Genomic DNA, 22,550 nt, shown 5'->3' on the forward strand with positions numbered 1-22,550 from the left:
GGTGTCCCCCTCTCCCTGTCCGGGCTGTACGGGTGTCAGTCGCGGGCCGCGGTCAGGTGCTCCGCGTGCTCCTGGAGGGAGCGGACGCCCACGTCGCCGCGGTTGAGCGCGTCGATGCCCTGGACGGCCGCGGCGAGCGCCTGGACCGTCGTCAGGCACGGGACGCTGCGGGCCACGGCTGCCGTGCGGATCTCGTAGCCGTCGAGGCGGCCGCCGGTGCCGTACGGCGTGTTGACGATCAGGTCGACCTGGCCGTCGTGGATCAGCTGGACGATGGTCTTCTCGCCGTTCGGGCCCTCACCCTCGCTGAGCTTGCGCACGACGGTGACGTTGATGCCGTTGCGGCGCAGGACCTCGGCGGTGCCGGAGGTGGCCATCAGCTCGAAGCCGTGGGCGACGAGTTCGCGGGCCGGGAAGATCATCGAGCGCTTGTCCCGGTTGGCGACGGAGATGAACGCGCGGCCCTTGGTGGGCAGCGGGCCGTACGCGCCGGCCTGGGACTTGGCGTAGGCGGTGCCGAAGACGGCGTCGATGCCCATGACCTCGCCGGTGGAGCGCATCTCCGGGCCGAGGACGGTGTCCACGCCGCGGCCGTGGATGTCGCGGAAGCGCGACCACGGCATGACGGCTTCCTTGACCGAGATCGGCGCGTCGATCGGCAGGGTGCCGCCGTCGCCGGTCTTCGGGAGGAGGCCCTCTTCACGCAGCTCGGCGATGGTGGCGCCGAGGGAGATGCGGGCGGCGGCCTTCGCGAGCGGGACGGCGGTGGCCTTCGAGGTGAAGGGCACGGTCCGGGAGGCGCGCGGGTTGGCCTCCAGGACGTAGAGGATGTCGCCCGCCATCGCGAACTGGATGTTGATCAGGCCGCGGACGCCGACGCCCTTGGCGATGCCCTCGGTGGAGGCGCGCAGCCGCTTGATGTCGTAGCCGCCGAGGGTGATCGGGGGCAGGGCGCAGGCCGAGTCGCCGGAGTGGATGCCGGCTTCCTCGATGTGCTCCATGACGCCGCCGAGGTAGAGCTCGTTGCCGTCGTAGAGGGCGTCGACGTCGATCTCGATGGCGTCGTCGAGGAAGCGGTCGACCAGCACGGGGCGGGTCGGGGAGATCTCGGTGGACTCCGCGATGTACGACTCCAGGCGGGCCTCGTCGTAGACGATCTCCATGCCGCGGCCGCCGAGCACGTAGGACGGGCGTACCAGGACCGGGTAGCCGATCTCGTCGGCGATCGCCTTCGCACCGGCGAAGGTGGTGGCGGTGCCGTGCTTGGGGGCGGGCAGGCCGGCCTCGGCGAGGACCCGGCCGAAGGCGCCTCGGTCCTCGGCGGCGTGGATGGCCTCGGGCGAGGTGCCCACGACGGGGACGCCGTTGTCCTTGAGGGCCTGGGCGAGGCCCAGGGGGGTCTGGCCGCCGAGCTGGACGACTACGCCGGCGATGGGACCGGCGAGCGACTCGGCGTGGACGATCTCCAGCACGTCCTCGAGCGTCAGCGGCTCGAAGTACAGGCGGTCGGAGGTGTCGTAGTCGGTGGAGACGGTCTCCGGGTTGCAGTTGACCATCACGGTCTCGTAGCCGGCGTCGCTGAGGGCGAAGGAGGCGTGGACGCAGGAGTAGTCGAACTCGATGCCCTGTCCGATGCGGTTGGGGCCGGAGCCCAGGATGATGACCGCGGGCTTGGTGCGCGGGGCGACCTCGGACTCCTCGTCGTACGAGGAGTAGAAGTACGGGGTCTTCGCGGCGAACTCGGCGGCGCAGGTGTCGACCGTCTTGTAGACCGGGCGGACGCCGAGGGCGTGGCGGACCTCGCGCACGACGTCCTCGCGCAGGCCGCGGATCTCGGCGATCTGGGCGTCGGAGAAGCCGTGGCGCTTGGCCTCGGCGAGCAGCTCGGGCTCGAGCTTCTCGGCGCCGGCGAGATCGTCGGCGATCTCCTTGATCAGGAAGAGCTGGTCGACGAACCAGGGGTCGATCTTCGTGGACTCGAAGACCTCTTCCTGGGTGGCGCCGGCGCGGATGGCCTGCATGACGGTGTTGATGCGGCCGTCGGTGGGGCGTACCGCGGTGGCGAGGAGCTCGTCCTTGTCACCGGGCTCGCCGACGAAGGTGAACTGCGAGCCCTTCTTCTCCAGGGAGCGCAGGGCCTTCTGGAGGGCCTCGGTGAAGTTGCGGCCGATGGCCATGGCCTCGCCGACCGACTTCATGGTCGTGGTGAGCGTGGCGTCGGCGAGCGGGAACTTCTCGAAGGCGAAGCGCGGGGCCTTGACGACGACGTAGTCGAGGGTCGGCTCGAAGGAGGCCGGGGTCTTCTCGGTGATGTCGTTGGGGACCTCGTCGAGCGTGTAGCCGATGGCCAGCTTGGCGGCGATCTTGGCGATCGGGAAGCCGGTGGCCTTCGACGCGAGCGCCGAGGAGCGCGAGACGCGGGGGTTCATCTCGATGACGATGACGCGGCCGTCGACCGGGTCGATCGCGAACTGGATGTTGCAGCCGCCGGTGTCGACGCCGACCTCGCGGATGATCGCGATGCCGATGTCGCGCAGCCGCTGGTACTCGCGGTCGGTGAGCGTCATGGCCGGGGCGACGGTGATCGAGTCGCCCGTGTGGACGCCCATCGGGTCGAAGTTCTCGATGGAGCAGACGACGACCACGTTGTCCTTGGTGTCGCGCATCAGCTCCAGCTCGTACTCCTTCCAGCCGAGGATGGACTCCTCCAGGAGCACCTCGGTGGTCGGGGAGAGCGTGAGGCCCTGGCCGGCGATACGGCGCAGCTCGTCCTCGTCGTGGGCGAAGCCGGAGCCGGCGCCGCCCATGGTGAAGGAGGGGCGGACGACGACGGGGTAGCCGCCGAGGGTTTCGACGCCCTTGAGCACGTCGTCCATCGAGTGGCAGATGACCGAGCGGGCGGACTCGCCGTAGCCGATCTTGGCCTTGACGGCCTCGACGACGCCCTTGAAGAGGTCGCGGTCCTCGCCCTTGTTGATGGCCTCGACGTTGGCGCCGATGAGCTCGACGCCGTACTTCTCCAGCACACCCTGCTCGTGCATGGAGATGGCGGTGTTCAGTGCGGTCTGGCCGCCGAGGGTGGGGAGCAGCGCGTCGGGGCGCTCCTTCGCGATGATCTTCTCGACGAACTCGGGGGTGATCGGCTCGACGTACGTGGCGTCGGCGATCTCCGGGTCGGTCATGATCGTCGCGGGGTTGGAGTTGACCAGGATGACGCGCAGGCCCTCGGCCTTGAGGACGCGGCAGGCCTGGGTGCCGGAGTAGTCGAACTCTGCGGCCTGTCCGATGACGATCGGGCCGGAGCCGATGACCAGGACGGACTGGATATCGGTGCGCTTAGGCACGCTCGGCCTCCATCAGGGATACGAAGCGGTCGAAGAGGTACGCGGCGTCGTGCGGGCCGGCGGCCGCTTCGGGGTGGTACTGGACGGAGAAGGCCGGCTGGTCGAGCAGCTGGAGGCCTTCGACGACCTGGTCGTTCAGGCAGACGTGGGAGACCTCGGCGCGGCCGTAGGGGGTCTCGGAGACCTTGTCGAGGGGCGCGTCGACGGCGAAGCCGTGGTTGTGCGCGGTGACCTCGACCTTGCCGGTGGTGCGGTCCTGGACCGGCTGGTTGATGCCGCGGTGGCCGTACTTCAGCTTGTAGGTGCCGAAGCCGAGGGCGCGCCCGAGGATCTGGTTGCCGAAGCAGATGCCGAAGAGCGGGGTTCTGCGCTCCAGGACGCCCTGCATGACGGCGACGGGACCGTCGGCGGTGGCCGGGTCGCCCGGGCCGTTGGAGAAGAACACGCCGTCGGGGTTGACGGCGTAGACGTCCTCGACGGTGGCGGTGGCGGGCAGCACGTGGACCTCGATGCCTCGCTCGGCCATGCGGTGCGGGGTCATGCCCTTGATGCCGAGGTCGACGGCGGCGACGGTGAAGCGCTTCTCGCCGATTGCGGGGACGACGTACGTCTCCTTGGTGGCGACCTCGGCGGAGAGGTTCGCGCCCTTCATCTCGGGCTGGGAGCGGACCTTGGCCAGCAGGGCCTCGTCGCGGATGCCGACCCAGGCCTCGCCGGAAAAGATGCCGACGCGCATGGCGCCGCGCTCGCGCAGGTGGCGGGTCAGGGCGCGGGTGTCGACGCCGGAGATGCCGACGACGCCCTGCTTGACGAGCTCCTCGTCCAGCGTGCGCCGGGAGCGCCAGTTGGAGGGGACCCGTGCGGGGTCGCGCACGACGTAGCCGGAGACCCAGATGCGGGAGGACTCGGGGTCCTCGTCGTTGACGCCGGTGTTGCCCACGTGGGGGGCGGTCATGACGACGACCTGCCGGTGGTACGACGGGTCGGTGAGGGTCTCCTGGTATCCGGTCATGCCGGTGGAGAACACGGCCTCGCCGAAGGTCTCCCCCACTGCGCCGTAGGCGCGGCCGCGGAAGATGCGGCCGTCCTCCAGGACGAGTACGGCGGGAGCTTTGGCTGCTCCCCTGGTGGAGGTCGTCATCGTTCGGCGCCTTCCGTCGTGATGGATGAGTTCATGAGGTTGATCGCTTCGACCCATGCGGCGTGTTCGGCCGCGCGGTCGGAGCGGAATCCGGAGTCGATCAGCTTGTCGCCGTGCGCCCATGTGACGACGAGCAGACCGCCCTCGGTGAGTACCTTGCCCGCGATTCCCTTGTCGAGGCGGGCGCCGCGCAGCTGCGCGGCCGGTACGAAGAAGTCGCCTGCACCCGGTCGGACCACGTCGAGGCCCGCGTCGGTGAGGGTGAGCTCGACCCGGCTGCGGACGCCCAGGCCGTGGGCGACGATCCGGTCGAGCCACTGCCCGGCGGTGGTGGACCCGTGGTACCGGCCGGTGAGTGCCAGCCGGTGCTCGGGGAGGCCGTCGGGGGCGGCGGGGAGCTCGGGCAGATCGTTCTGCAGGGCCCCTCGCCATTTCCAGCCCTGCCGCATCAGCCAGTACACGAACGCGATGAAGACGACCAGACCGATCACCCATGCGATACGGGCGCCTACGTCGGTCACCTCCGCCGACTGTCGTTCGGCGGCCTCGGCGGCCAGTTGGATCACTGCAGGTGTCACGCCAGTTTCCCGTCCACGACCGTTGCCCGGCCCCGCAGGAAGGTATGAGTGACGCGCCCCGGCAGCTCACGGCCCTCGTAAGGCGTGTTGCGGCTGCGGGAGGCGAAGTGTGCGGGGTCCACGACACCACGGTACGAGGTATCGACCAAGGTCAGGTTCGCGGGTTCACCTGCCGAGACGGGGCGGCCGTGGTTCTCGAGACTGCCGATGCGGGCCGGGGCGAAGCTCATGCGCTCGGCGACGCCGGCCCAGTCGAGGAGTCCGGTCTCCACCATCGTCTGCTGGACGACGGAGAGCGCGGTCTCCAGGCCGACCATGCCCATGGCGGCGGCGGCCCACTCGCAGTCCTTGTCCTCGTGCGGGTGCGGGGCGTGGTCGGTGGCGACGATGTCGATGGTGCCGTCGGCCAGGGCCTCGCGCAGGGCCATGACGTCGCGCTCGGTGCGCAGCGGCGGGTTGACCTTGTAGACCGCGTTGTACGAGCGGACGAGCTCGTCGGTGAGGAGGAGGTGGTGGGGGGTGACCTCGGCGGTGACGTCGATGCCGCGGGACTTGGCCCAGCGGACGATCTCGACGGAGCCGGCGGTGGAGAGGTGGCAGATGTGGACGCGGGAGCCCACGTGCTCGGCGAGGAGGACGTCGCGGGCGATGATCGACTCCTCGGCGACGGCGGGCCAGCCGCCGAGGCCGAGTTCGGCGGAGACGACGCCCTCGTTCATCTGGGCGCCCTCGGTGAGGCGGGGCTCCTGAGCGTGCTGGGCGACGACGCCGCCGAAGGCCTTCACGTACTCCAGGGCGCGGCGCATGATCACGGCGTCGTCGACGCACTTGCCGTCGTCGGAGAAGACGGTGACGCGGGCGGCGGACTCGTGCATGGCGCCCAGCTCGGAGAGCTGCTTGCCCTCCAGGCCGACGGTGACGGCGCCGATGGGCTGCACGTCGCAGTAGCCGGACTCCTTGCCCAGGCGCCAGACCTGCTCGACCACGCCGGCCGTGTCGGCGACGGGGAAGGTGTTCGCCATGGCGAAGACGGCGGTGTAGCCGCCGGAGGCGGCCGCGCGGGTGCCGGTCAGGACGGTCTCGGAGTCCTCGCGGCCGGGCTCGCGCAGGTGGGTGTGCAGGTCGACGAGGCCCGGGAGGAGGACCTGGCCCTCGGCCTCGATGACGGTCGCGCCCTCGGCGGACAGGTCCTGGCCGACCTCGGCGATGGTCTCGCCGTCGATCAGTACGTCCTGCGCCTCGCCGCCGAGTACCTTCGCGCCACGGATAAGGATCTTGCTCATGGTTACTTGCTCTCCTCGGTACGGGCGGGGGCGGCGGGGGTGGTCGTGACGGCGGGCTCGGAACCTCCGAGCAGCAGGTAGAGGACGGCCATCCGGGTGGAGACGCCGTTGGCGACCTGCTCGACGGCCGTGCAGCGGTCGGAGTCGGCGACCTGGGCGGTGATCTCCATGCCGCGGTTCATCGGGCCGGGGTGCATCACGATGGCGTGCTCGGGCATCCTGGCCATGCGGTCGCCGTCGAGGCCGTACCGGCGGGAGTACTCGCGCTCGGTCGGGAAGAAGGCGGCGTTCATGCGTTCGCGCTGCACACGCAGCATCATCACCGCATCGGACTTCGGCAGCACGTCGTCGAGGCTGTAGGAGACCTCGCACGGCCAGGTCTCGACGCCGATCGGGACCAGGGTGGGCGGGGCCACCAGGGTGACCTCGGCGCCGAGGGTGTGCAGCAGGTGGACGTTGGAGCGGGCCACCCGGCTGTGCAGGACGTCGCCGACGATGGTGATCCGGCGGCCGGAGAGGTCCTTGCCGAGGCCGGCGTCGCGGCCGACGAGGCGGCGGCGCATGGTGAAGGCGTCCAGCAGGGCCTGGGTGGGGTGCTCGTGGGTGCCGTCGCCGGCGTTGACGACGGCGGAGTCGATCCAGCCGGAGGTCGCGAGGCGGTAGGGGGCGCCGGAGGCGTGGTGGCGGATGACGACGGCGTCTGCGCCCATCGCCTCGAGGGTCAGTGCGGTGTCCTTCAGGGATTCGCCCTTGGAAACCGAGGAACCCTTGGCGGAGAAGTTGATGACGTCGGCGGAGAGCCGCTTGGCGGCCGCCTCGAAGGAGATCCGGGTGCGGGTCGAGTCCTCGAAGAAGAGGTTGACGACGGTGAGGCCGCGCAGAGTGGGCAGCTTCTTGATCGGCCGGTCCGCGACGCGGGCCATCTCCTCGGCGGTGTCGAGGATCAGGACGGCGTCGTCGCGCGTGAGATCGGCGGCCGAGATGAGGTGGCGCTTCATCTGGATGGCTCCGTAGGTCGGGAGGGCAGGGTGCAGGCGGACTGACGTGCAGCGGACTGGCGTGCAGGGGTGCGAGCGGGCAGGGCAGGGCCCGGCGCGGACCCCGCGGGGGTCCGTCGTCGTGGTGGGCTACTGCCCTGCTGCCTGGGCGGTCCGCTGGCCGAGCAGCACGGCGTCACGGCCGTCCTCCTCCTGGAGCTGGACCTTGACGGTCTCCCGCAGCGACGTGGGGAGGTTCTTGCCGACGTAGTCGGCACGGATCGGCAGTTCGCGGTGGCCGCGGTCGACGAGGACGGCGAGCTGCACGGCGCGGGGGCGGCCGAGGTCGCCGAGTGCGTCGAGCGCGGCGCGGATGGTGCGGCCGGAGAAGAGGACGTCGTCGACAAGGACGACGAGGCGTCCGTCGAGGTCGTCGCCGGGGATCTCGGTGCGGCCGATCGCGCGGGCGGGCTTCATCCGCAGGTCGTCGCGGTACATGGTGATGTCGAGGGAGCCGACCGGGATCTTCGTGCCGGTGATCTCTTCGAGCTTGGCGGCCAGTCGGCGGGCCAGGTAGACACCACGGGTGGGGATGCCGAGGAGCACCACGTCGTCGGCGCCCTTGGCGCGTTCGACGATCTCGTGGGCAATGCGGGTCAGGACCCGGGCGATGTCCTGCGCCTCCAGTACGGAGCGCGCGGAATCGGGATTCTGCGGGGCGTCCATGAAAAGGACCTCCTTCTCCGCCTCACGGGACGGACCTTAAAGGACGTCTGATGTACGTCTCCCACGGTACCAGGGCGCCGACGGTGGGCCGGCACCCGGGGGTGGCGCGGGGGCGCTCACGGGGCTGCCGGCCCCGCCCTCGAGGGGGGATGAAGACCATTCGGCTTGACGCACCCAAGTAACGCTGCGTAACCTCACAGTGAGTTACCAGCCGCGCGGCGGAGCCGCACGTAGTTATGTAGTCGCAGTGTCCATGCAGTCACAGCGTCACAGCGTCCGGGAGCGTTATGTCCAGCGAATACGCCAAACAGCTCGGGGCCAAGCTCCGCGCCATCCGCACCCAGCAGGGCCTTTCCCTCCACGGTGTCGAGGAGAAGTCGCAGGGCCGTTGGAAGGCCGTGGTGGTCGGGTCGTACGAGCGCGGGGACCGCGCCGTGACCGTCCAGCGCCTTGCCGAACTGGCGGACTTCTACGGGGTGCCGGTGCAGGAACTGCTGCCGGGCACCACTCCCGGCGGAGCGGCCGAGCCGCCGCCGAAGCTGCGCCTCGACCTGGAGCGCCTGGCGGGCGTCCCCGCCGAGAAGGCCGGCCCGCTGCAGCGTTACGCGGCGACGATCCAGAGCCAGCGCGGGGACTACAACGGCAAGGTGCTGTCGATCCGCCAGGACGACCTGCGCACCCTGGCCGTCATCTACGACCAGTCGCCCTCGGTCCTGACCGAGCAGCTCATCAGCTGGGGCGTGCTGGACGCGGACGCCCGTCGCGCGGTGGCCCACGAGGACGTCTGATCCTCAGGCCGCACACCAGCAGAAACGTTACCGGTGGCGGCCGGACCCTTGCGGGGGTCCGGCCGCCACCGGTTTTTTCACCCCTCTCCCCCACATCGGGGGCGGGGGTGGGAGCCGGGGCGGCGACAACGGAAGGGCCCGCAGCGCGTGTGCTGCGGGCCCTTCCGTACGGCGGTGCCGGTTCTGCTGTGGGGCGGCGTGCGGTCAGCTCTCGCTGCGCCGCAGGCTCGGCTTCAGGTCCTTGAAACGGGCCAGCAGCCCGTTCACGAACGAGGGGGACTCGTCCGTCGAGAACTCCTTGGCCAGCTGGACGGCCTCGTCGATGGCCACGGCGTCCGGGGTGTCGTCCACCCAGATCAGCTCGTAGGCACCGAGCCGCACGATGTTCCGGTCCGCGGCCGGCATGCGGTCGAGGTCCCAGTCCACGGCGTAGGTGACGATCAGGTCGTCGATGCGGTTCACCTTGTCGGCGTAACCCTCGACGAGATCCATCGTGAAGGCGCTGACCGGCGGCTGCCGGTCGTCCGAGCGCGCGTGGCGGATCCAGTCCGCGAGGACCTCGCGGACGGACACCCCGCGCTGGTCGGCCTCGAAAAGGATCTGGAAGGCGCGCTTGCGCGCGTTGCTCCGGGCAGCCACGGTTAGCTGTTCACCCGGCCGAGGTAGTCGCTGGTGCGGGTGTCGACCTTGACCTTCTCGCCCGTGTTGACGAAGAGCGGGACCTGGATCTCGTGGCCGGTCTCCAGCTTCGCCGGCTTGGTGCCGCCGGTGGAGCGGTCGCCCTGGACGCCCGGGTCGGTGTGCTCGATGGTCAGCTCGACGGCGGCCGGGAGCTCGACGTAGAGCACCTCGCCCTCGTGCTGGGCCACGGAGGCGGTGAAGCCCTCGATGAGGAAGTTGGCGGCGTCGCCGACGGCCTTCTTGTCGACCATCAGCTGGTCGTAGGTCTGCATGTCCATGAAGACGAAGTACTCGCCGTCCATGTACGAGAACTGCATGTCGCGGCGGTCGATGGTGGCCGTCTCGACCTTGGTGCCGGCGTTGAACGTCTTGTCGACGACCTTGCCGGAGAGCACGTGCTTGAGCTTGGTGCGCACGAAGGCGGGGCCCTTGCCGGGCTTGACGTGCTGGAACTCGACGACGGACCAGAGCTGGCCCCCGTCGAGCTTCAGCACCATGCCGTTCTTGAGGTCGTTCGTGGAAGCCACGGTTGCGGAATCTCCTGCACTGGAAGACCACGGGTGCGCGCACCACCCGGCAGTGCGGGCTAGAGCGCGAGCAGCTCCTTGGTCGTAATGGTGAGTAGCTCGGGACCGCCGTCCGCCTCGGGGCGTACGACGAGCGTGTCATCGATCCGGACACCTCCCCGGCCGGGGAGGTGAACCCCCGGTTCGACGGTGACCGGCACGCAAGCGTCCAGTTTACCCATTGCCGTAGGTGCAAGCTGCGGGTCCTCGTCGATTTCGAGGCCGACGCCGTGTCCCGTCCACGGAGCGAGGGCCTCCGAGTGCCCGGCGGAGTCCAGTACGGACCGGGCCGCGTGGTCCACCTCCCGGTAGGCGGCACCCGGCAGCAGCGCCTCGCGGCCGGCCCGCTGGGCGGTGAAGACGCAGTCGTAGAGCTCGATCTGCCAGTCGGCGGGGGTGGTGCCGATGACGAAGGTCCGGCCGATCTCGCACCGGTAGCCGCGGTAGTTGGCGCCCAGGCAGACCGAGAGGAAGTCCCCCTCCTCCACCCTGCGGTCGGAGGGCCGGTGCCGGGAGCGCCCGGAGTGCGGGCCGGTGCCGACGGAGGTCGGGAAGGCGGGTCCGTCCGCACCGTGGTCGACGAGGCGCCGCTCCAACTCCAGGGCGAGGTGGCGTTCGGTGCGCCCGACGAGGATGGATTCCAGCAGCTCGCCCAACGCCTGGTCGGCGATCTCGGCCGCGATCCGCAGGCAGGCGATCTCCCCCTCGTCCTTGACCAGGCGCTGCTGCTCCACGGCAGTGCCGAGGTCGGCGAGGCGCAGCTTGGGCGCGACGGAGCGCAGGGCCCGGTGTCGGGCGACGGTGAGGTGGTGCTCCTCCACGGCGAGCGAGTCGGCGCGCACGGAGGAGGCGGCGTCGGCCGCCGCGACGGCGGGGTCCCCGCCGCGGGCGGCCAGCACGGTGACGCGGAGGTGTTCGTCGAGGCGGCCCTCGTCGGCCTCGCCGGTGGGGGCGCCGACGCAGAACATCGCGTCCTCGGTCGGGCCGACGAGGAGTACGGCGCCGAGCGGTGACGCCCCGGAGAGATAGCGGACGTTCGCCGGACGCGTGATCAGCGCGGCGGCGTTCCCCGCGGCGGCGCATCGGTCGCGAAGCAGGCCCCGACGGGCGGCGTACACGTCTGACATGTCTTCGAGCGTACGAGCGCCCCGCGGATCCGGCCCGGCGAGCGCGTCCGGACGGGGCGCGGTACGGCACGCGCGGACCGGCCTCCCCGCCGCGCGGTCACCAGCCGCTGGGCGCCGGCATGGCCCTGGCCAGGGCCTCGTCGAGGGCGCGGGCGGTGCCCTCGACGTCGAGGTGGGAATTGTCGATGATCGGCAGCCCGGAGCCGTACCAGCCGGCCATCCGGCCGTGGATGCGGGCGACCTCCTCGTCGGAGAGCCGGCGGTTGCCGGAGCGCTCGGCGTTGCGCTCCAGGACGATCTCAAGGCCGGGCAGCAGCACGACCGGCAGCAGTGCCGGGCCCACGTGCCGCTTCCAGCCGCCCAGGCCCACCACGGGCCGGTCGGGGAAGACGGCGTCGTCGAGGATGCAGGAGATCCCGTTGGCCAGGTAGTTGCGGGCCGCGAAGCCGCAGGTCCGGCGGGCGAGCCGGTACTGCGCCTCGGAGTGCTCGTTCCAGCCGGCCTGCGGGTCGGCGAAGCCGGAGCAGACCCATTCGCGCACGTCGTCCAGGCTGATGTGGGCGGTCGGCACGGGCCGGGTGCCGGCCCAGTGCCGGGCCACGGTGGTCTTCCCGGCGCCGGCCGGCCCGATCAGCAGTACGGCGAGCACGGCGCCGCCGGTTCCCGCCACCGCGGGCGGCAGCGGGATGTGCCCGGTGGCCTCCGGGACGGGCGCCACGTGTGCCGGCGGCGCCTGGTGCTGGGACGGGGCCTGCTGCTGGGAAGGCGGCGGGGGCGGGTGCGAACCCGGCCAGCCCTGCGCCGGGGGTATGGGCGGCTGCGGGGGCGCCGCAGGACGCTGCCCCGGCTGCCCCCAGCCGCCGCCACCCACTCCTTGGTGCATCCGCTGCCACTCCGTCTCGTTCCTGCGACTGATGCGAGAACGTTATATGACCGCGGAGGCCCGGCCGTCCACCAGGCCGCCGGGCGGGTGTGTCAGGAGTCGACCTCGTCCGCCAGCGCACGCAGCGCCAGCCGGTAGGAGCCGATCCCGAAGCCCGCCACGGTCCCGGTCGCCACGGCCGCGACGACCGAGGTGTGCCGGAACTCCTCACGGGCGTACGGGTTGGAGATGTGCACCTCGATCAGCGGCGCGGTGCGCTGCGCGGCCGCGTCCCGCATGCCGTACGAGTAGTGGGTGAAGGCCCCCGGGTTGATCACCACGGGGATCTTCCCGTCCGCCGCCTCGTGCAGCCAGCGGATGATCTCACCCTCGTCGTTGGTCTCGCGGACCTCGACGTCGAAGCCGAGCTCCTCGCCCAGCGAGCGGCAGCTGTCCACCAGCCCCGCGTACGAGGTGGCCCCGTAGACGTCGGGCTCGCGCGAGCCGAGCCGGCCCAGGTTCGGGCCGTTCAGCACGAGCACGCGCCGGCTCACGCCGACACCTCGCCGTAGGCGGCGATCAGGTGCGCCGGGTCGGGGCCCTCCAGGACGGTCGGCTTGCCCAGCCCGTCGAGGACGATGAAGCGCAGCAGGTTGCCGCGGGACTTCTTGTCGACCTGCATGGTCTGGAGCAGCTTGGGCCACTGGTCGCCGCGGTAGGTCAGCGGCAGTCCCACGGAGGCGAGGACCGCCTTGTGCCGGTCGGCGGTCGCGTCGTCGAGGCGGCCGGCGAGCCGGCCGAGTTCGGCGGCGAAGACCATGCCGACCGACACGGCCGCGCCGTGCCGCCACTTGTAGCGCTCGTTCTTCTCGATGGCGTGCGCGAGGGTGTGGCCGTAGTTGAGGATCTCCCGCAGTCCCGACTCCTTGAGGTCGCTGGAGACGACGTCGGCCTTGACCTGGATGGAGCGCACGATCAGCTCGGCGGTGTGCGGGCCTGCGGGCGTACGGGCCGCCTGCGGGTCCTCCTCGATCAGGTCGAGGATCACCGGGTCGGAGATGAATCCGGCCTTGATGATCTCGGCGAGGCCGCTGACGTAGTCGTTGACCGGCAACGACTCCAGCGCCGCCAGGTCGCAGAGCACGCCGGCCGGCGGGTGGAAGGCGCCCACGAGGTTCTTGCCCTCGGCGGTGTTGATGCCTGTCTTGCCGCCGACGGCCGCGTCCACCATCGCCAGGACGGTGGTCGGTACGGCGACCCAGCGCACGCCGCGCAGCCAGCTGGCCGCGACGAAGCCCGCGAGGTCGGTGGTGGCTCCGCCGCCGACGCCGACGATGACGTCGGTGCGGGTGAAGCCGGACTGGCCCAGCGCCTTCCAGCAGTACGCGGCGACCTCGACCGTCTTGGCCTCTTCGGCGTTCGGCACCTGGATGGCGATCGCCTCGTAGCCCTGGTCGGCGAGGTCGTCGCGCAGCGCCTCACCGGTCGAGGCGAGGGCCTCGGGGTGGATCACGGCGACCCGCTGGGCCTTCGTACCGATCAGGGAGCCGAGCTCGCCGAGCAGCTGCCGCCCGACCAGCACGTCGTACGGGTCATGGCCTGCGCTTGCGCCGACGTGGATCCGCGTCACCTGGTCTGTCATACGTCTTTCAACTCCAGAGCGTCGAGGACCGCCTGGGCGACCTCTTCGGGGGTGCGGTCGTCGGTGGCCACGACGACGCGCGCGACTTCGGTGTAGAGGGGGCGTCTGGCCTCCATCAGCTCGCGCCACTGGCGGCGCGGGTTGACGGCGAGCAGCGGGCGTGCGGCGCCCAGGCCCACGCGCCGCACGGCTTCCTCGACGTCCATCGAGAGATAGGCGACGGGCAGGCCGGTCAGCAGCTCGCGGGTGCCCTCGTCGAGGACGGCGCCGCCGCCGAGGGCGAGGACCCCGGTGTGCTCGGAGACGGCGGCCGCCACGGCCTGCCGCTCCAGCTCACGGAAGTACGGCTCGCCCTCGTCGACGAAGATGTCGGAGATCGGCCGGCCCTGGGCCGTGACGATGTCCGCGTCGGTGTCCCGGTAGGGGACGCCGAGCCGCTCGGCGAGCAGTGCCCCCACCGTGGACTTGCCGGAGCCCATGGGTCCGACGAGGACGACGAGCGGTCCGCCCGTCACCGGATCTGCAGGTTGTCGAGGTAGGCCTGGACGTTGCGGCGGGTCTCGGGGACCGAGTCGCCGCCGAACTTCTCCAGGACGGCGTCGGCCAGCACAAGGGCGACCATCGCCTCGGCGACGATGCCGGCGGCGGGCACGGCGCACACGTCGGAGCGCTGGTGGTGGGCCACGGCCGCCTCGCCGGTGGCCACGTCGACGGTGGCGAGGGCGCGCGGGACGGTCGCGATGGGCTTCATCGCGGCGCGGACGCGCAGCAGTTCGCCGGTGGTCAGGCCGCCCTCGGTGCCGCCGGAGCGGCCGGAGGTGCGCTTGATGCCCTCGGGGGTGGAGACGATCTCGTCGTGCGCCTTCGAGCCGGGCACGCGGGCGAGCCCGAAGCCGTCGCCGACCTCGACGCCCTTGATGGCCTGGATGCCCATGAGCGCGCCGGCGAGGCGGGCGTCGAGCCGGCGGTCCCAGTGGACGTGCGAGCCGAGGCCGACCGGGACGCCGTAGGCGAGGACCTCGACGACGCCGCCGAGGGTGTCGCCGTCCTTGTGGGCCTGGTCGATCTCCGCGACCATCGCCTTCGACGCGTCGGCGTCGAGGCAGCGCACCGGGTCGGCGTCGAGCTTCTCGACGTCGGCGGGGGTCGGGTAGACGCCGTAGGGAGCCTTGGCCGCGGCCAGCTCCACCACGTGGGAGACGATCTCGATGCCCGCGACCTCCTTGATGAAGGAGCGGGCGACGGCGCCGAGGGCGACGCGGGCGGCGGTCTCACGGGCGCTGGCGCGCTCCAGGATCGGCCGGGCCTCGTCGAAGCCGTACTTCTGCATGCCGGCGAGGTCGGCGTGACCGGGGCGCGGACGGGTCAGCGGCGCGTTGCGGCCGGTGTCCTTGAGCAGCGAGGGGTCGACCGGGTCGGCCGACATGACGGTCTCCCACTTGGGCCACTCGGTGTTGCCGATCATGACCGCGACCGGGCCGCCCTGGGACAGCCCGTGGCGGACGCCGCCGAGGAAGGTGATCTCGTCCTGCTCGAACTTCATGCGGGCACCGCGGCCATAGCCGAGTCGGCGCCGGGCCAGGTGATCGGCCACCAGGTCGGTGGTGACCGGGACGCCGGCGGGAAGACCCTCCAGCGTCGCGACCAGTGCCGGTCCGTGCGACTCTCCTGCGGTCAGCCAACGCAACCTGCTCAACGATGCTCCTCATGCTCGCGCCTGGTACTGCAACGGCGCGATCGGGTGCGCGGCCCGGACCCGCCACCCGAATCCTCCCACGTCCGGCGCTGTTTCACGGGCCCCGGTCCAGCTATCGGACGCCCCGGTGGTCAGCCGACCCGGCTGCGGCGCCCGCGGAGCCAGGTGACCGCCGTCCACACGCCGACGGAACCTACGAGTCCGAAGACGACGGCCTTGGCCCAGACCGGCAGGTCGCCGGAGGCCACCCTGATCATGCCGAACAGCGCCAGAGGGACATCCCACTTCGATGCGAGTGCCTGGTCCGCCTCGGTCCCGTCCATCCCAACCCCCTGTAAAAGTGCAGGTGAACAGGGTAACGGGCAACATTACCGACCAGTTGACCAAATCTCGCCAAGATCATTCGAGGGGTGGACCGCCCCCGGCTCCGGAGCCTCAGTGGGCGCCGGAAAGGGCCGCCAGGCCCGCCCGCCGCATCACCTCGAGCGGCGCCGGGGAGCGGCCGGTCATCTGCTCGACCTGCAGGACCGCCTGGTGCACCAGCAGGTCCAGACCGCCCAGGAGATTGCCTCCGCGCTGCGACCAGGCGGCGGCGAGGGCCGTGGGCCAGGGGTCGTAGAGGACGTCGAAGAGGGTGCCCGGGGCGTCCGGTACCGCCGCGGCCAGTTCGTCGGTGGCTCCGGCCGGGGTGGTCGCGACGACCAGGGGTGCCTCCAGCGCACCGGCCGCCTCGGACCAGTCGGCCGTGCGGACGGCTACACCGAGCCGCTCGCCCCACTGGCGCATCTCGTCGGCGCGCGCCGACGAGCGGACGTACGCCGTGACCTCGCCGGTGCAGATCCGCGAGAGCGCCGCCAGCGCCGAGGAGGCGGTGGCCCCGGCGCCGAGAATGGCGGCCGAGGACACCTTCTCGACGCCGCGCTCGTGCAGCGCGGCGACGATCCCCGGGATGTCGGTGTTGTCGCCCAGACGCCGGCCGTCCTCGGTGAGGACGACCGTGTTGACCGCCTCGACGGACGCCGCCGTGTCGCTGACGCCGTCCAGCAGCGGGATGACCGCCCGCTTGAGCGGCATGGTCAGGGACAGCCCGGCCCACTCGGGGCCCAGCCCGGAGACGAACGCAGGGAGCGCGGCCTCGTCGATCTCGAAGCGGTCGTACGACCAGTCGTCGAGGCCGAGCTCCTCGTATGCGGCACGGTGCAGCACCGGTGAGAGCGAGTGCTCGATGGGCGAACCCAGCACCGCGGCCCGTATCCGTGTCATGTCGTGCTACCCGCCGTTCTTCTGCTTCTGCCGTTCCTGGAACTCGGCGACGAGCTTGAGGTGCTCGTCGTAGGTCTTGGTGAAGGTCGTCGTGTTGCCGTCGACCGACACGAAGAACATCCAGCCGCCGTGGTCCGGGTTGAGCGTAGCGGTGAGCGCGTCCATGCCCGGGTTCCCGATCGGGCCGACCGGCAGGCCCTTGATGAAGTGGGTGTTGTACGGGTTGTTGAACGCCTGGGCTTCCTTGAGGTTGAAGTTGATCTCGCTCTGGTTCTTGGCGTAGTTGTACGTCGAGTCGAACTCGATCTTCTGGTTCGTGACGTCGTTGGTCTTCTTCATGCGGTTGTATACGACCTCGGACATCTTGCGGAAGTCGTCGTGGTTCTTGCCCTCTGCGTTGACGAGGCTGGCGATCGTGACGACCTGGAGGGGGTTCTCCAGTCCCAGCTCCTTGGCCTTCGTCTCGATGCCGAGCTCCGAGTACTTGTCGGAGGCGTTCTTGACCATCTGCTTGAGCAGCGACTCGGGGGTGCTGTCCTTGCTGAGGTCGTAGCGCGTCGGGAACAGGAAGCCCTCGAGCGGGTCCATGAGCTTGGGGTTGTTCCCGGCCCAGGCCGGCAGCCCCAGGTTCTTGGCGTCGCGCAGGGCGATCTCCTTGGTGGTGCCCTCCGGCTTGCCCAGCTTCTTGTCGATCGCCTCGTACACCTTGGCGTTGCGCATGCCCTCGGTGACGGTGATCACGTTGAGCTTGGTCGGGTCGATCATCAGCGCGACGGCGGCCGCAGCCGACATCTTCTTGTTCATCGGGTAGACGCCGGGCTGGATGGACTTGCCCTTGGGGTTGGCGTTCGCCGCGTCGACGAACGCCTGGGCGCTGGCGACGACGCCCGCTTCCTTGAGGATGCGGCCCATCTGGCCCAGGCCCGCACCCTTGGGGATCTCGACGTCGACCACTTCCCCGACGCCCTCGCCGGCGAAGTCCTCGGCGGGGGCGAACCGGGCCTTGATGTAGCTGTAGCCGTAGTAGCCGCCACCGCCGACCACGCCTAGGATGACCACGGCCGCGATCAGGCAGGCCATGCCGCTGCGCTGCTTGGGCTTGCCGCCCTTCGAGCGGCCGCCGCGGCGGCCCGACGGCTCGTCGCCGTCACCGTCGTCATCGCCGGTACCGCCGACGGGGAGGTCCGCCTCGGGTGCCTCGTCCTGCTCGACCGGCTCAGGCTCCAGGTGGCGCCGGCCGGGGGGCTGCGGCGGCGGGAAGGCCTCGTCCGTGCTGTAGAGGTCCGGGGTCTCTCCCGGGTAGCCGGCCGCGGGCTGCTGGGCGTAGTTCGCTCCGGCGTACGGGTCGGTCTGCACCGCGGCGGTGTACTGGCCCTGGCCGGTGTCCCAGCCCTGACTGTCGTACACCGGCTGCTGGGGCCGGCCCGGCTGCTGCGCGTACTGCTGCTGCGGGTACTGCTGCTGGGCCGGCTGCGGGGCGTACCCCTGCTGCGGCTGCTGCTGCTGGGCGTACTGCTGCTGCGCGTACTGCTGCTGCTGATACTCGGGGTACTGCTGGTACTCCTGGTACTGCGGCTGCTGGGGGTGCTGCTGCTGGTACTGGGGCTCCTGCTGGTACTCCTGCTGCGGGGCACCCGCGTACGGCACCTGGCCCTGCTGGGTCTGGTGCCCGGTCCACCCCTGGTCCCCGTACAGGGGGTCCTCAGGGTGCCAGGGTTCGGGGCCACGGCCCCGGCCATACTCAGTCATCGGTCCCCTAGAGCCGCGAGACGCGGGACCGCGGACTCCGTCGTCCGTGGCACCCGGTTCCGCCTCTTTGACGGTGGGCGACGGCTGTTCGAATGCCGTCTCATCGCGCGGAACGTTACCGTATCGCGATCAGACAACCACTTCGACGCACTCGCCAGGCGGATTACCTGATACCCGTTCGGTCTCAAGAGCGTTCTGAAGGATCACCACAGCGGCGGCCTGGTCGATGACCGACCTGCCCTTCTTCGCGTTCCTGCCGGAGGCCCGCAGCCCCTGGGCGGCAGTGACCGTGGTCATCCGCTCGTCCACCAGACGGACCGTCACCGGTCTGATGCCCTTGGCGAGTTCGCCGGCGAAGGCGCGCACCTTGGCCGCGGCCGGCCCCTCCCGCCCGCTGAGCGAGCGGGGGAGGCCGACCACGACCTCGAGGGGCTCGTACTCCTCGACGAGCTGCCGCAGCCGCCGGTGGGCGAAGGGGATGTCCCGGCCCGGAACGGTTTCCACCGGTGTGGCCAAGACCCCATCGGGGTCGCAGGACGCGACCCCGATCCGGGCGTCCCCGACGTCGATGGCCAGTCGGCGGCCGCGGCGCAGAGTCATCGTCAGACCGTCTCGACGACGAGGCGCTCGACGGCGCTGATGGCCTCCGGGATCGCGGCCGGGTTCTGGCCGCCGCCCTGGGCGACGTCCGGCTTGCCGCCACCGCCGCCGCCGAGGGTCTTGGCGGCCGTACGGACCAGGTCGCCGGCCTTGAGACCGCGCTCGCGGGCGGCATCGTTGGTGGCGATCACGGTCAGCGGGCGGTCGTTGGCCACGGTGAAGAGGGCCACGACGGCCGGGCGGTCGCCCTGGATGCGGCCGCGGACGTCGAGGACCAGCTTGCGCAGGTCGTCGGCGCTGATGCCGTCCGCCACCTGGCCGACGACGAGGGCGACGCCCTTGATGTCCTGGGCGTTCCGGGCGAGCCCGGCGGCGGCCTGGAGGACCTTCTCCGCGCGGAACTTCTCGATCTCCTTCTCGGCGTCCTTCAGCTTGCCGAGCATGGAGGCGATCTTCTCCGGCAGCTCCTCCGGACGGCCCTTGACCAGCTCCTGGAGCTGGGCGACGACCGTGTGCTCCTTGGCGAGGAAGTTGTACGCGTCGACGCCGACGAGGGCCTCGACACGGCGCACGCCCGAGCCGATGGAGGACTCGCCGAGCAGCTTCACCAGACCCAGCTGGGCGGTGTTGCCGACGTGCGTGCCGCCGCACAGCTCCTTGGAGAAGTCGCCGATGGTCACGACGCGGACCCGCTCGCCGTACTTCTCGCCGAACTCGGCGATCGCGCCCTGCTTCTTCGCCTCGTCGATGCTCATGATCTCGGCGGTCACTTCGAGCTCGCGCGAGAGCACGTCGTTGATCTTCTGCTCGACGTCGGTCAGGACCGAGCCGGGAACGGCGTTCGGGGAGCCGAAGTCGAAGCGGAAGCGGCCGGGGCTGTTCTCCGAACCGGCCTGGGCGGCGGTCGGGCCGAGCGCGTCGCGCAGCGCCTGGTGGGTCAGGTGCGTGGCCGAGTGGGCCCGGGCGATGGCCCGGCGGCGCCTGACATCGATGGCGGCGTACGCGGAGGCGCCCACCGTCACCTCGCCCACCTGGACGGATCCCTTGTGCACGGAGACGCCCGGGACCGGCTGCTGGACGTCGCGGACCTCGATGACCGCGCCGGTGTCGAGCCTGATCCGGCCCTGGTCGGCGAGCTGGCCGCCGCCCTCGGCGTAGAAGGGGGTGCGGTCGAGGACGACCTCGACCTCGTCGCCCTCGGAGGCGGCGGGCGCCGAGACGCCGTTGACCAGCAGGCCGACGATGGTGGACTCGCCCTGCGTGGTGGCGTAGCCGGTGAACTCGGTGGCGCCGGAGCCGTCGGCGATCTCCCGGTAGGCGGACATGTCCGCGTGGCCGGTCTTCTTGGCCTTGGCGTCGGCCTTGGCGCGGTCGCGCTGCTCCTGCATCAGGCGGCGGAAGCCGGGCTCGTCCACGGAGAGGCCCTGCTCGGCGGCCATCTCCAGGGTGAGGTCGATCGGGAAGCCCCAGGTGTCGTGGAGCAGGAACGCCTTGTCGCCGGAGAGGACCGTGCCGCCGGCGGCCTTGGTCTCGGTCACGGCGGTGTCGAGGATGTTGGTGCCGCCCTTGATGGCCTTCAGGAAGGCGGCCTCTTCGGCGAGGGCGACGGTCTCGATGCGCTTGCGGTCGGTGATGAGTTCCGGGTACTGCAGGCCCATCGTCTCGATCACGACGTTGATCAGATCCTGGACGACCGGACCCGTGGCGCCCATGAGGCGCATGTTGCGGATGGCGCGGCGCATGATGCGGCGCAGCACGTAGCCGCGGCCCTCGTTGCCGGGGGTGACCCCGTCGCCGATGAGCATGGTCGAGGTGCGGATGTGGTCGGCGACCACGCGCAGCGAGACGTCCGTGTTCTGGGCGGCGCCGTACTGCACGCCGGTCAGCTGGGTGGCCTTGTCCATGACGACGCGCAGGGTGTCGGTCTCGTACATGTTCTGCACGCCCTGCAGGATCATCGCGAGGCGCTCGAGGCCGAGACCGGTGTCGATGTTCTTCGACGGCAGGTCGCCGAGGATGGGGAAGTCTTCCTTCCCGTCGCCGGCGCCGCGCTCGTACTGCATGAAGACCAGATTCCAGATCTCCACGTAGCGCTCGTCGTTGACGGCCGGGCCGCCCTCGACGCCGAACTCGGGGCCGCGGTCGTAGTTGATCTCGGAGCACGGGCCGCAGGGGCCCGGGACGCCCATGGACCAGAAGTTGTCCTTCTTGCCCAGGCGCTGGATGCGCTCGGCCGGGACGCCGATCTTGTCGCGCCAGATCTGCTCGGCCTCGTCGTCGTCGAGGTAGACGGTGATCCAGAGCTTCTCCGGCTCCAGGCCGTAGCCGCCGTCCGCCACGGAGCTGGTGAGCAGCTCCCAGGCGTACTTGATGGCGCCTTCCTTGAAGTAGTCACCGAAGGAGAAGTTGCCGCACATCTGGAAGAACGTGCCGTGGCGGGTGGTCTTGCCGACCTCTTCGATGTCCGGCGTGCGAACGCACTTCTGGACGCTGGTGAGCGTCGGGGCCGGCGGCTTGGTCTCACCCAGGAAGTAGGGCTTGAACGGCACCATGCCCGCGGGCACGAGCAGCAGAGTCGGGTCGTCCGCGATGAGCGACGCCGAAGGGACAACGGCGTGACCGCGCTCCTCGAAGAAGCTCAGCCAGCGGCGGCGGATTTCAGCCGACTCCATCAGTGGTCCTCATTCCGGTTGTACGAAAGCTTTGGTCGGTTGTCGATCTGGTGGTTCTCGATGGCCCGCAGCCGCCGCGGCCCGGGGAGGGCGGTGACGTTGTCGGGCCGGTCGGGGTCCTGGTGGAGACCCAGTGCATCGTTCAGCTCGTCCTCGCGCTGCGTCATTCCCGCTTTGACGTCGAGGGCGAAGTCCTTGAGGCGGTGGCCCGCCTCCACGGCCTTGTCGGCGGCCTGGGCCGCGAGGCTCTCCGGCGTCAGCTTCTTGAGCTGGCGGTTGACCTTGGTGGTGGCCCACACGCCGGCGGCTGCGCCGGCTGTGAACCAGAAGGCTCGGCGGAACATCGGCGGTCTCAGTCCTTCTGCTTCCGGCGCCGGGCGGCCGGCACCGTTCGGCCAACGATCACAGTACGGCCACCGCCGTCACGTCGTGCACGGCGGGAGGCCTTGGGCGGCTCGCCGCCCGATGTCCCGGCATCCCCCTTGCCCAGCGCCTTGCGGACGCCGTAGCCGAAGGCCGCGACCTTCACGAGCGGTCCGCCGAAGGCGGTGGCCACGGTGGAGGACAGGGCGGAGGCGTTGGAGGTGACCTCCTGGACGTCGCTCGCGATGGCGTCGACCCGGTCGAGCTGGGTTCGCGCGGAGCGGACGGTGCTGGAAGCGTCCGCCAGGAGCGGTACGGCCTGGTCGGTCACCTCGGACACCAGCTTGGTGGTCGCCCTGAGCACCTGCGCCAGCCGCACCAGGGCGACGGCGAGGAAGGAGATCAGGATGGCCCAGAAGACGGCCACGATGATCCCGGCCACCTCTACACCGGACACGTCACACCGCTCTCTGTCTCTACCCGAACCGCCGG

At 70.7% G+C, this 22,550-nt stretch carries 22 protein-coding genes; 1 reads left to right on the forward strand and 21 read right to left on the reverse strand.

Annotated elements, in window-relative coordinates:
- Positions 1-35: 35 nt before the first annotated feature.
- The 6 genes from carB to pyrR all read right to left on the reverse strand — a co-directional run bounded on the left by carB (position 36) and on the right by pyrR (position 8,049).
- Positions 36-3,344 (reverse strand): carbamoyl-phosphate synthase large subunit, encoded by a 3,309-nt coding sequence (gene carB / locus ACZ6JS_RS13665; protein ID WP_469297784.1) that lies wholly within the window; start codon positions 3,342-3,344, stop codon positions 36-38.
- Entirely contained in the window at positions 3,337-4,485 is a 1,149-nt protein-coding gene (gene carA / locus ACZ6JS_RS13670; RefSeq protein ID WP_469297785.1) for a glutamine-hydrolyzing carbamoyl-phosphate synthase small subunit, read from the reverse strand. Before carA ends, carB begins: the two co-directional genes overlap by 8 nt.
- Positions 4,482-5,063 carry a PH-like domain-containing protein gene (locus ACZ6JS_RS13675; RefSeq protein WP_469297786.1) on the reverse strand — a complete coding sequence of 194 codons (582 nt, stop codon included), beginning with the start codon at positions 5,061-5,063 and terminating at the stop codon, positions 4,482-4,484. Before ACZ6JS_RS13675 ends, carA begins: the two co-directional genes overlap by 4 nt.
- On the reverse strand, positions 5,060-6,346 hold the full coding sequence (locus ACZ6JS_RS13680) for a dihydroorotase (protein ID WP_469297787.1): 1,287 nt from the start codon (positions 6,344-6,346) through the stop codon (positions 5,060-5,062). Before ACZ6JS_RS13680 ends, ACZ6JS_RS13675 begins: the two co-directional genes overlap by 4 nt.
- Before the next feature lie 2 nt (positions 6,347-6,348).
- Positions 6,349-7,344, reverse strand: coding sequence for an aspartate carbamoyltransferase catalytic subunit (locus ACZ6JS_RS13685; RefSeq protein ID WP_469297788.1), 996 nt, complete (start codon positions 7,342-7,344; stop codon positions 6,349-6,351).
- A gap of 129 nt (positions 7,345-7,473) precedes the next feature.
- Positions 7,474-8,049: a bifunctional pyr operon transcriptional regulator/uracil phosphoribosyltransferase PyrR gene (gene pyrR, locus ACZ6JS_RS13690; RefSeq protein ID WP_469297789.1), complete on the reverse strand. Its 576-nt coding sequence runs from the start codon at positions 8,047-8,049 to the stop codon at positions 7,474-7,476.
- Between the two features lie 287 nt (positions 8,050-8,336).
- Here pyrR and bldD point away from each other — a divergent pair, with 287 nt between their 5' ends.
- Positions 8,337-8,837, forward strand: a complete 501-nt coding sequence (bldD, locus tag ACZ6JS_RS13695) for a transcriptional regulator BldD (protein ID WP_030026184.1) — start codon at positions 8,337-8,339, stop codon at positions 8,835-8,837.
- 204 nt (positions 8,838-9,041) lie between these two features.
- Here the strand turns inward: bldD and nusB are convergent, their stop codons facing one another.
- The 15 genes from nusB to ACZ6JS_RS13770 form a co-directional block, all read right to left on the reverse strand.
- Positions 9,042-9,476, reverse strand: a complete 435-nt coding sequence (nusB, locus tag ACZ6JS_RS13700; protein WP_030965741.1) for a transcription antitermination factor NusB — start codon at positions 9,474-9,476, stop codon at positions 9,042-9,044.
- Positions 9,477-9,478: 2 nt separating this feature from the next.
- Positions 9,479-10,045, reverse strand: coding sequence for an elongation factor P (gene efp, locus ACZ6JS_RS13705; protein ID WP_469297790.1), 567 nt, complete (start codon positions 10,043-10,045; stop codon positions 9,479-9,481).
- Positions 10,046-10,104: 59 nt separating this feature from the next.
- The gene (locus tag ACZ6JS_RS13710; protein WP_469297791.1) at positions 10,105-11,211 is read right to left on the reverse strand and encodes an aminopeptidase P family protein; all 1,107 of its coding nucleotides are present in this window, start codon (positions 11,209-11,211) and stop codon (positions 10,105-10,107) included.
- Positions 11,212-11,308: 97 nt separating this feature from the next.
- Entirely contained in the window at positions 11,309-12,094 is a 786-nt protein-coding gene (locus tag ACZ6JS_RS13715) for an AAA family ATPase (protein ID WP_469297792.1), read from the reverse strand.
- Positions 12,095-12,186: 92 nt separating this feature from the next.
- On the reverse strand, positions 12,187-12,627 hold the full coding sequence (gene aroQ, locus ACZ6JS_RS13720) for a type II 3-dehydroquinate dehydratase (protein ID WP_469297793.1): 441 nt from the start codon (positions 12,625-12,627) through the stop codon (positions 12,187-12,189).
- Positions 12,624-13,715: a 3-dehydroquinate synthase gene (gene aroB, locus ACZ6JS_RS13725; protein ID WP_469297794.1), complete on the reverse strand. Its 1,092-nt coding sequence runs from the start codon at positions 13,713-13,715 to the stop codon at positions 12,624-12,626. Before aroB ends, aroQ begins: the two co-directional genes overlap by 4 nt.
- Complete coding sequence (locus tag ACZ6JS_RS13730) at positions 13,712-14,230, reverse strand: shikimate kinase (protein ID WP_030841569.1); 519 nt, start codon at positions 14,228-14,230, stop codon at positions 13,712-13,714. Before ACZ6JS_RS13730 ends, aroB begins: the two co-directional genes overlap by 4 nt.
- Positions 14,227-15,411 (reverse strand): chorismate synthase, encoded by a 1,185-nt coding sequence (gene aroC / locus ACZ6JS_RS13735; RefSeq protein ID WP_469297795.1) that lies wholly within the window; start codon positions 15,409-15,411, stop codon positions 14,227-14,229. The genes ACZ6JS_RS13730 and aroC overlap by 4 nt, the downstream gene beginning before the upstream one ends.
- Before the next feature lie 131 nt (positions 15,412-15,542).
- On the reverse strand, positions 15,543-15,734 hold the full coding sequence (locus tag ACZ6JS_RS13740) for a hypothetical protein (RefSeq protein ID WP_469297796.1): 192 nt from the start codon (positions 15,732-15,734) through the stop codon (positions 15,543-15,545).
- 112 nt (positions 15,735-15,846) lie between these two features.
- Positions 15,847-16,674, reverse strand: a complete 828-nt coding sequence (locus ACZ6JS_RS13745) for a shikimate dehydrogenase (RefSeq protein WP_469297797.1) — start codon at positions 16,672-16,674, stop codon at positions 15,847-15,849.
- A 6-nt stretch (positions 16,675-16,680) separates the two neighbouring features.
- The gene (gene mltG, locus ACZ6JS_RS13750) at positions 16,681-18,423 is read right to left on the reverse strand and encodes an endolytic transglycosylase MltG (protein WP_469297798.1); all 1,743 of its coding nucleotides are present in this window, start codon (positions 18,421-18,423) and stop codon (positions 16,681-16,683) included.
- A gap of 129 nt (positions 18,424-18,552) precedes the next feature.
- Entirely contained in the window at positions 18,553-19,023 is a 471-nt protein-coding gene (gene ruvX, locus ACZ6JS_RS13755) for a Holliday junction resolvase RuvX (protein ID WP_469297799.1), read from the reverse strand.
- Positions 19,024-19,025: 2 nt separating this feature from the next.
- Complete coding sequence (gene alaS / locus ACZ6JS_RS13760; RefSeq protein WP_469297800.1) at positions 19,026-21,695, reverse strand: alanine--tRNA ligase; 2,670 nt, start codon at positions 21,693-21,695, stop codon at positions 19,026-19,028.
- Entirely contained in the window at positions 21,695-22,039 is a 345-nt protein-coding gene (locus ACZ6JS_RS13765) for a DUF6167 family protein (RefSeq protein WP_060178506.1), read from the reverse strand. Before ACZ6JS_RS13765 ends, alaS begins: the two co-directional genes overlap by 1 nt.
- 8 nt (positions 22,040-22,047) lie before the next feature.
- Positions 22,048-22,515: a DUF948 domain-containing protein gene (locus ACZ6JS_RS13770; protein WP_469297801.1), complete on the reverse strand. Its 468-nt coding sequence runs from the start codon at positions 22,513-22,515 to the stop codon at positions 22,048-22,050.
- Positions 22,516-22,550 lie beyond the last annotated feature (35 nt).

Source organism: Streptomyces sp. NPDC046349, assembly GCF_055587885.1.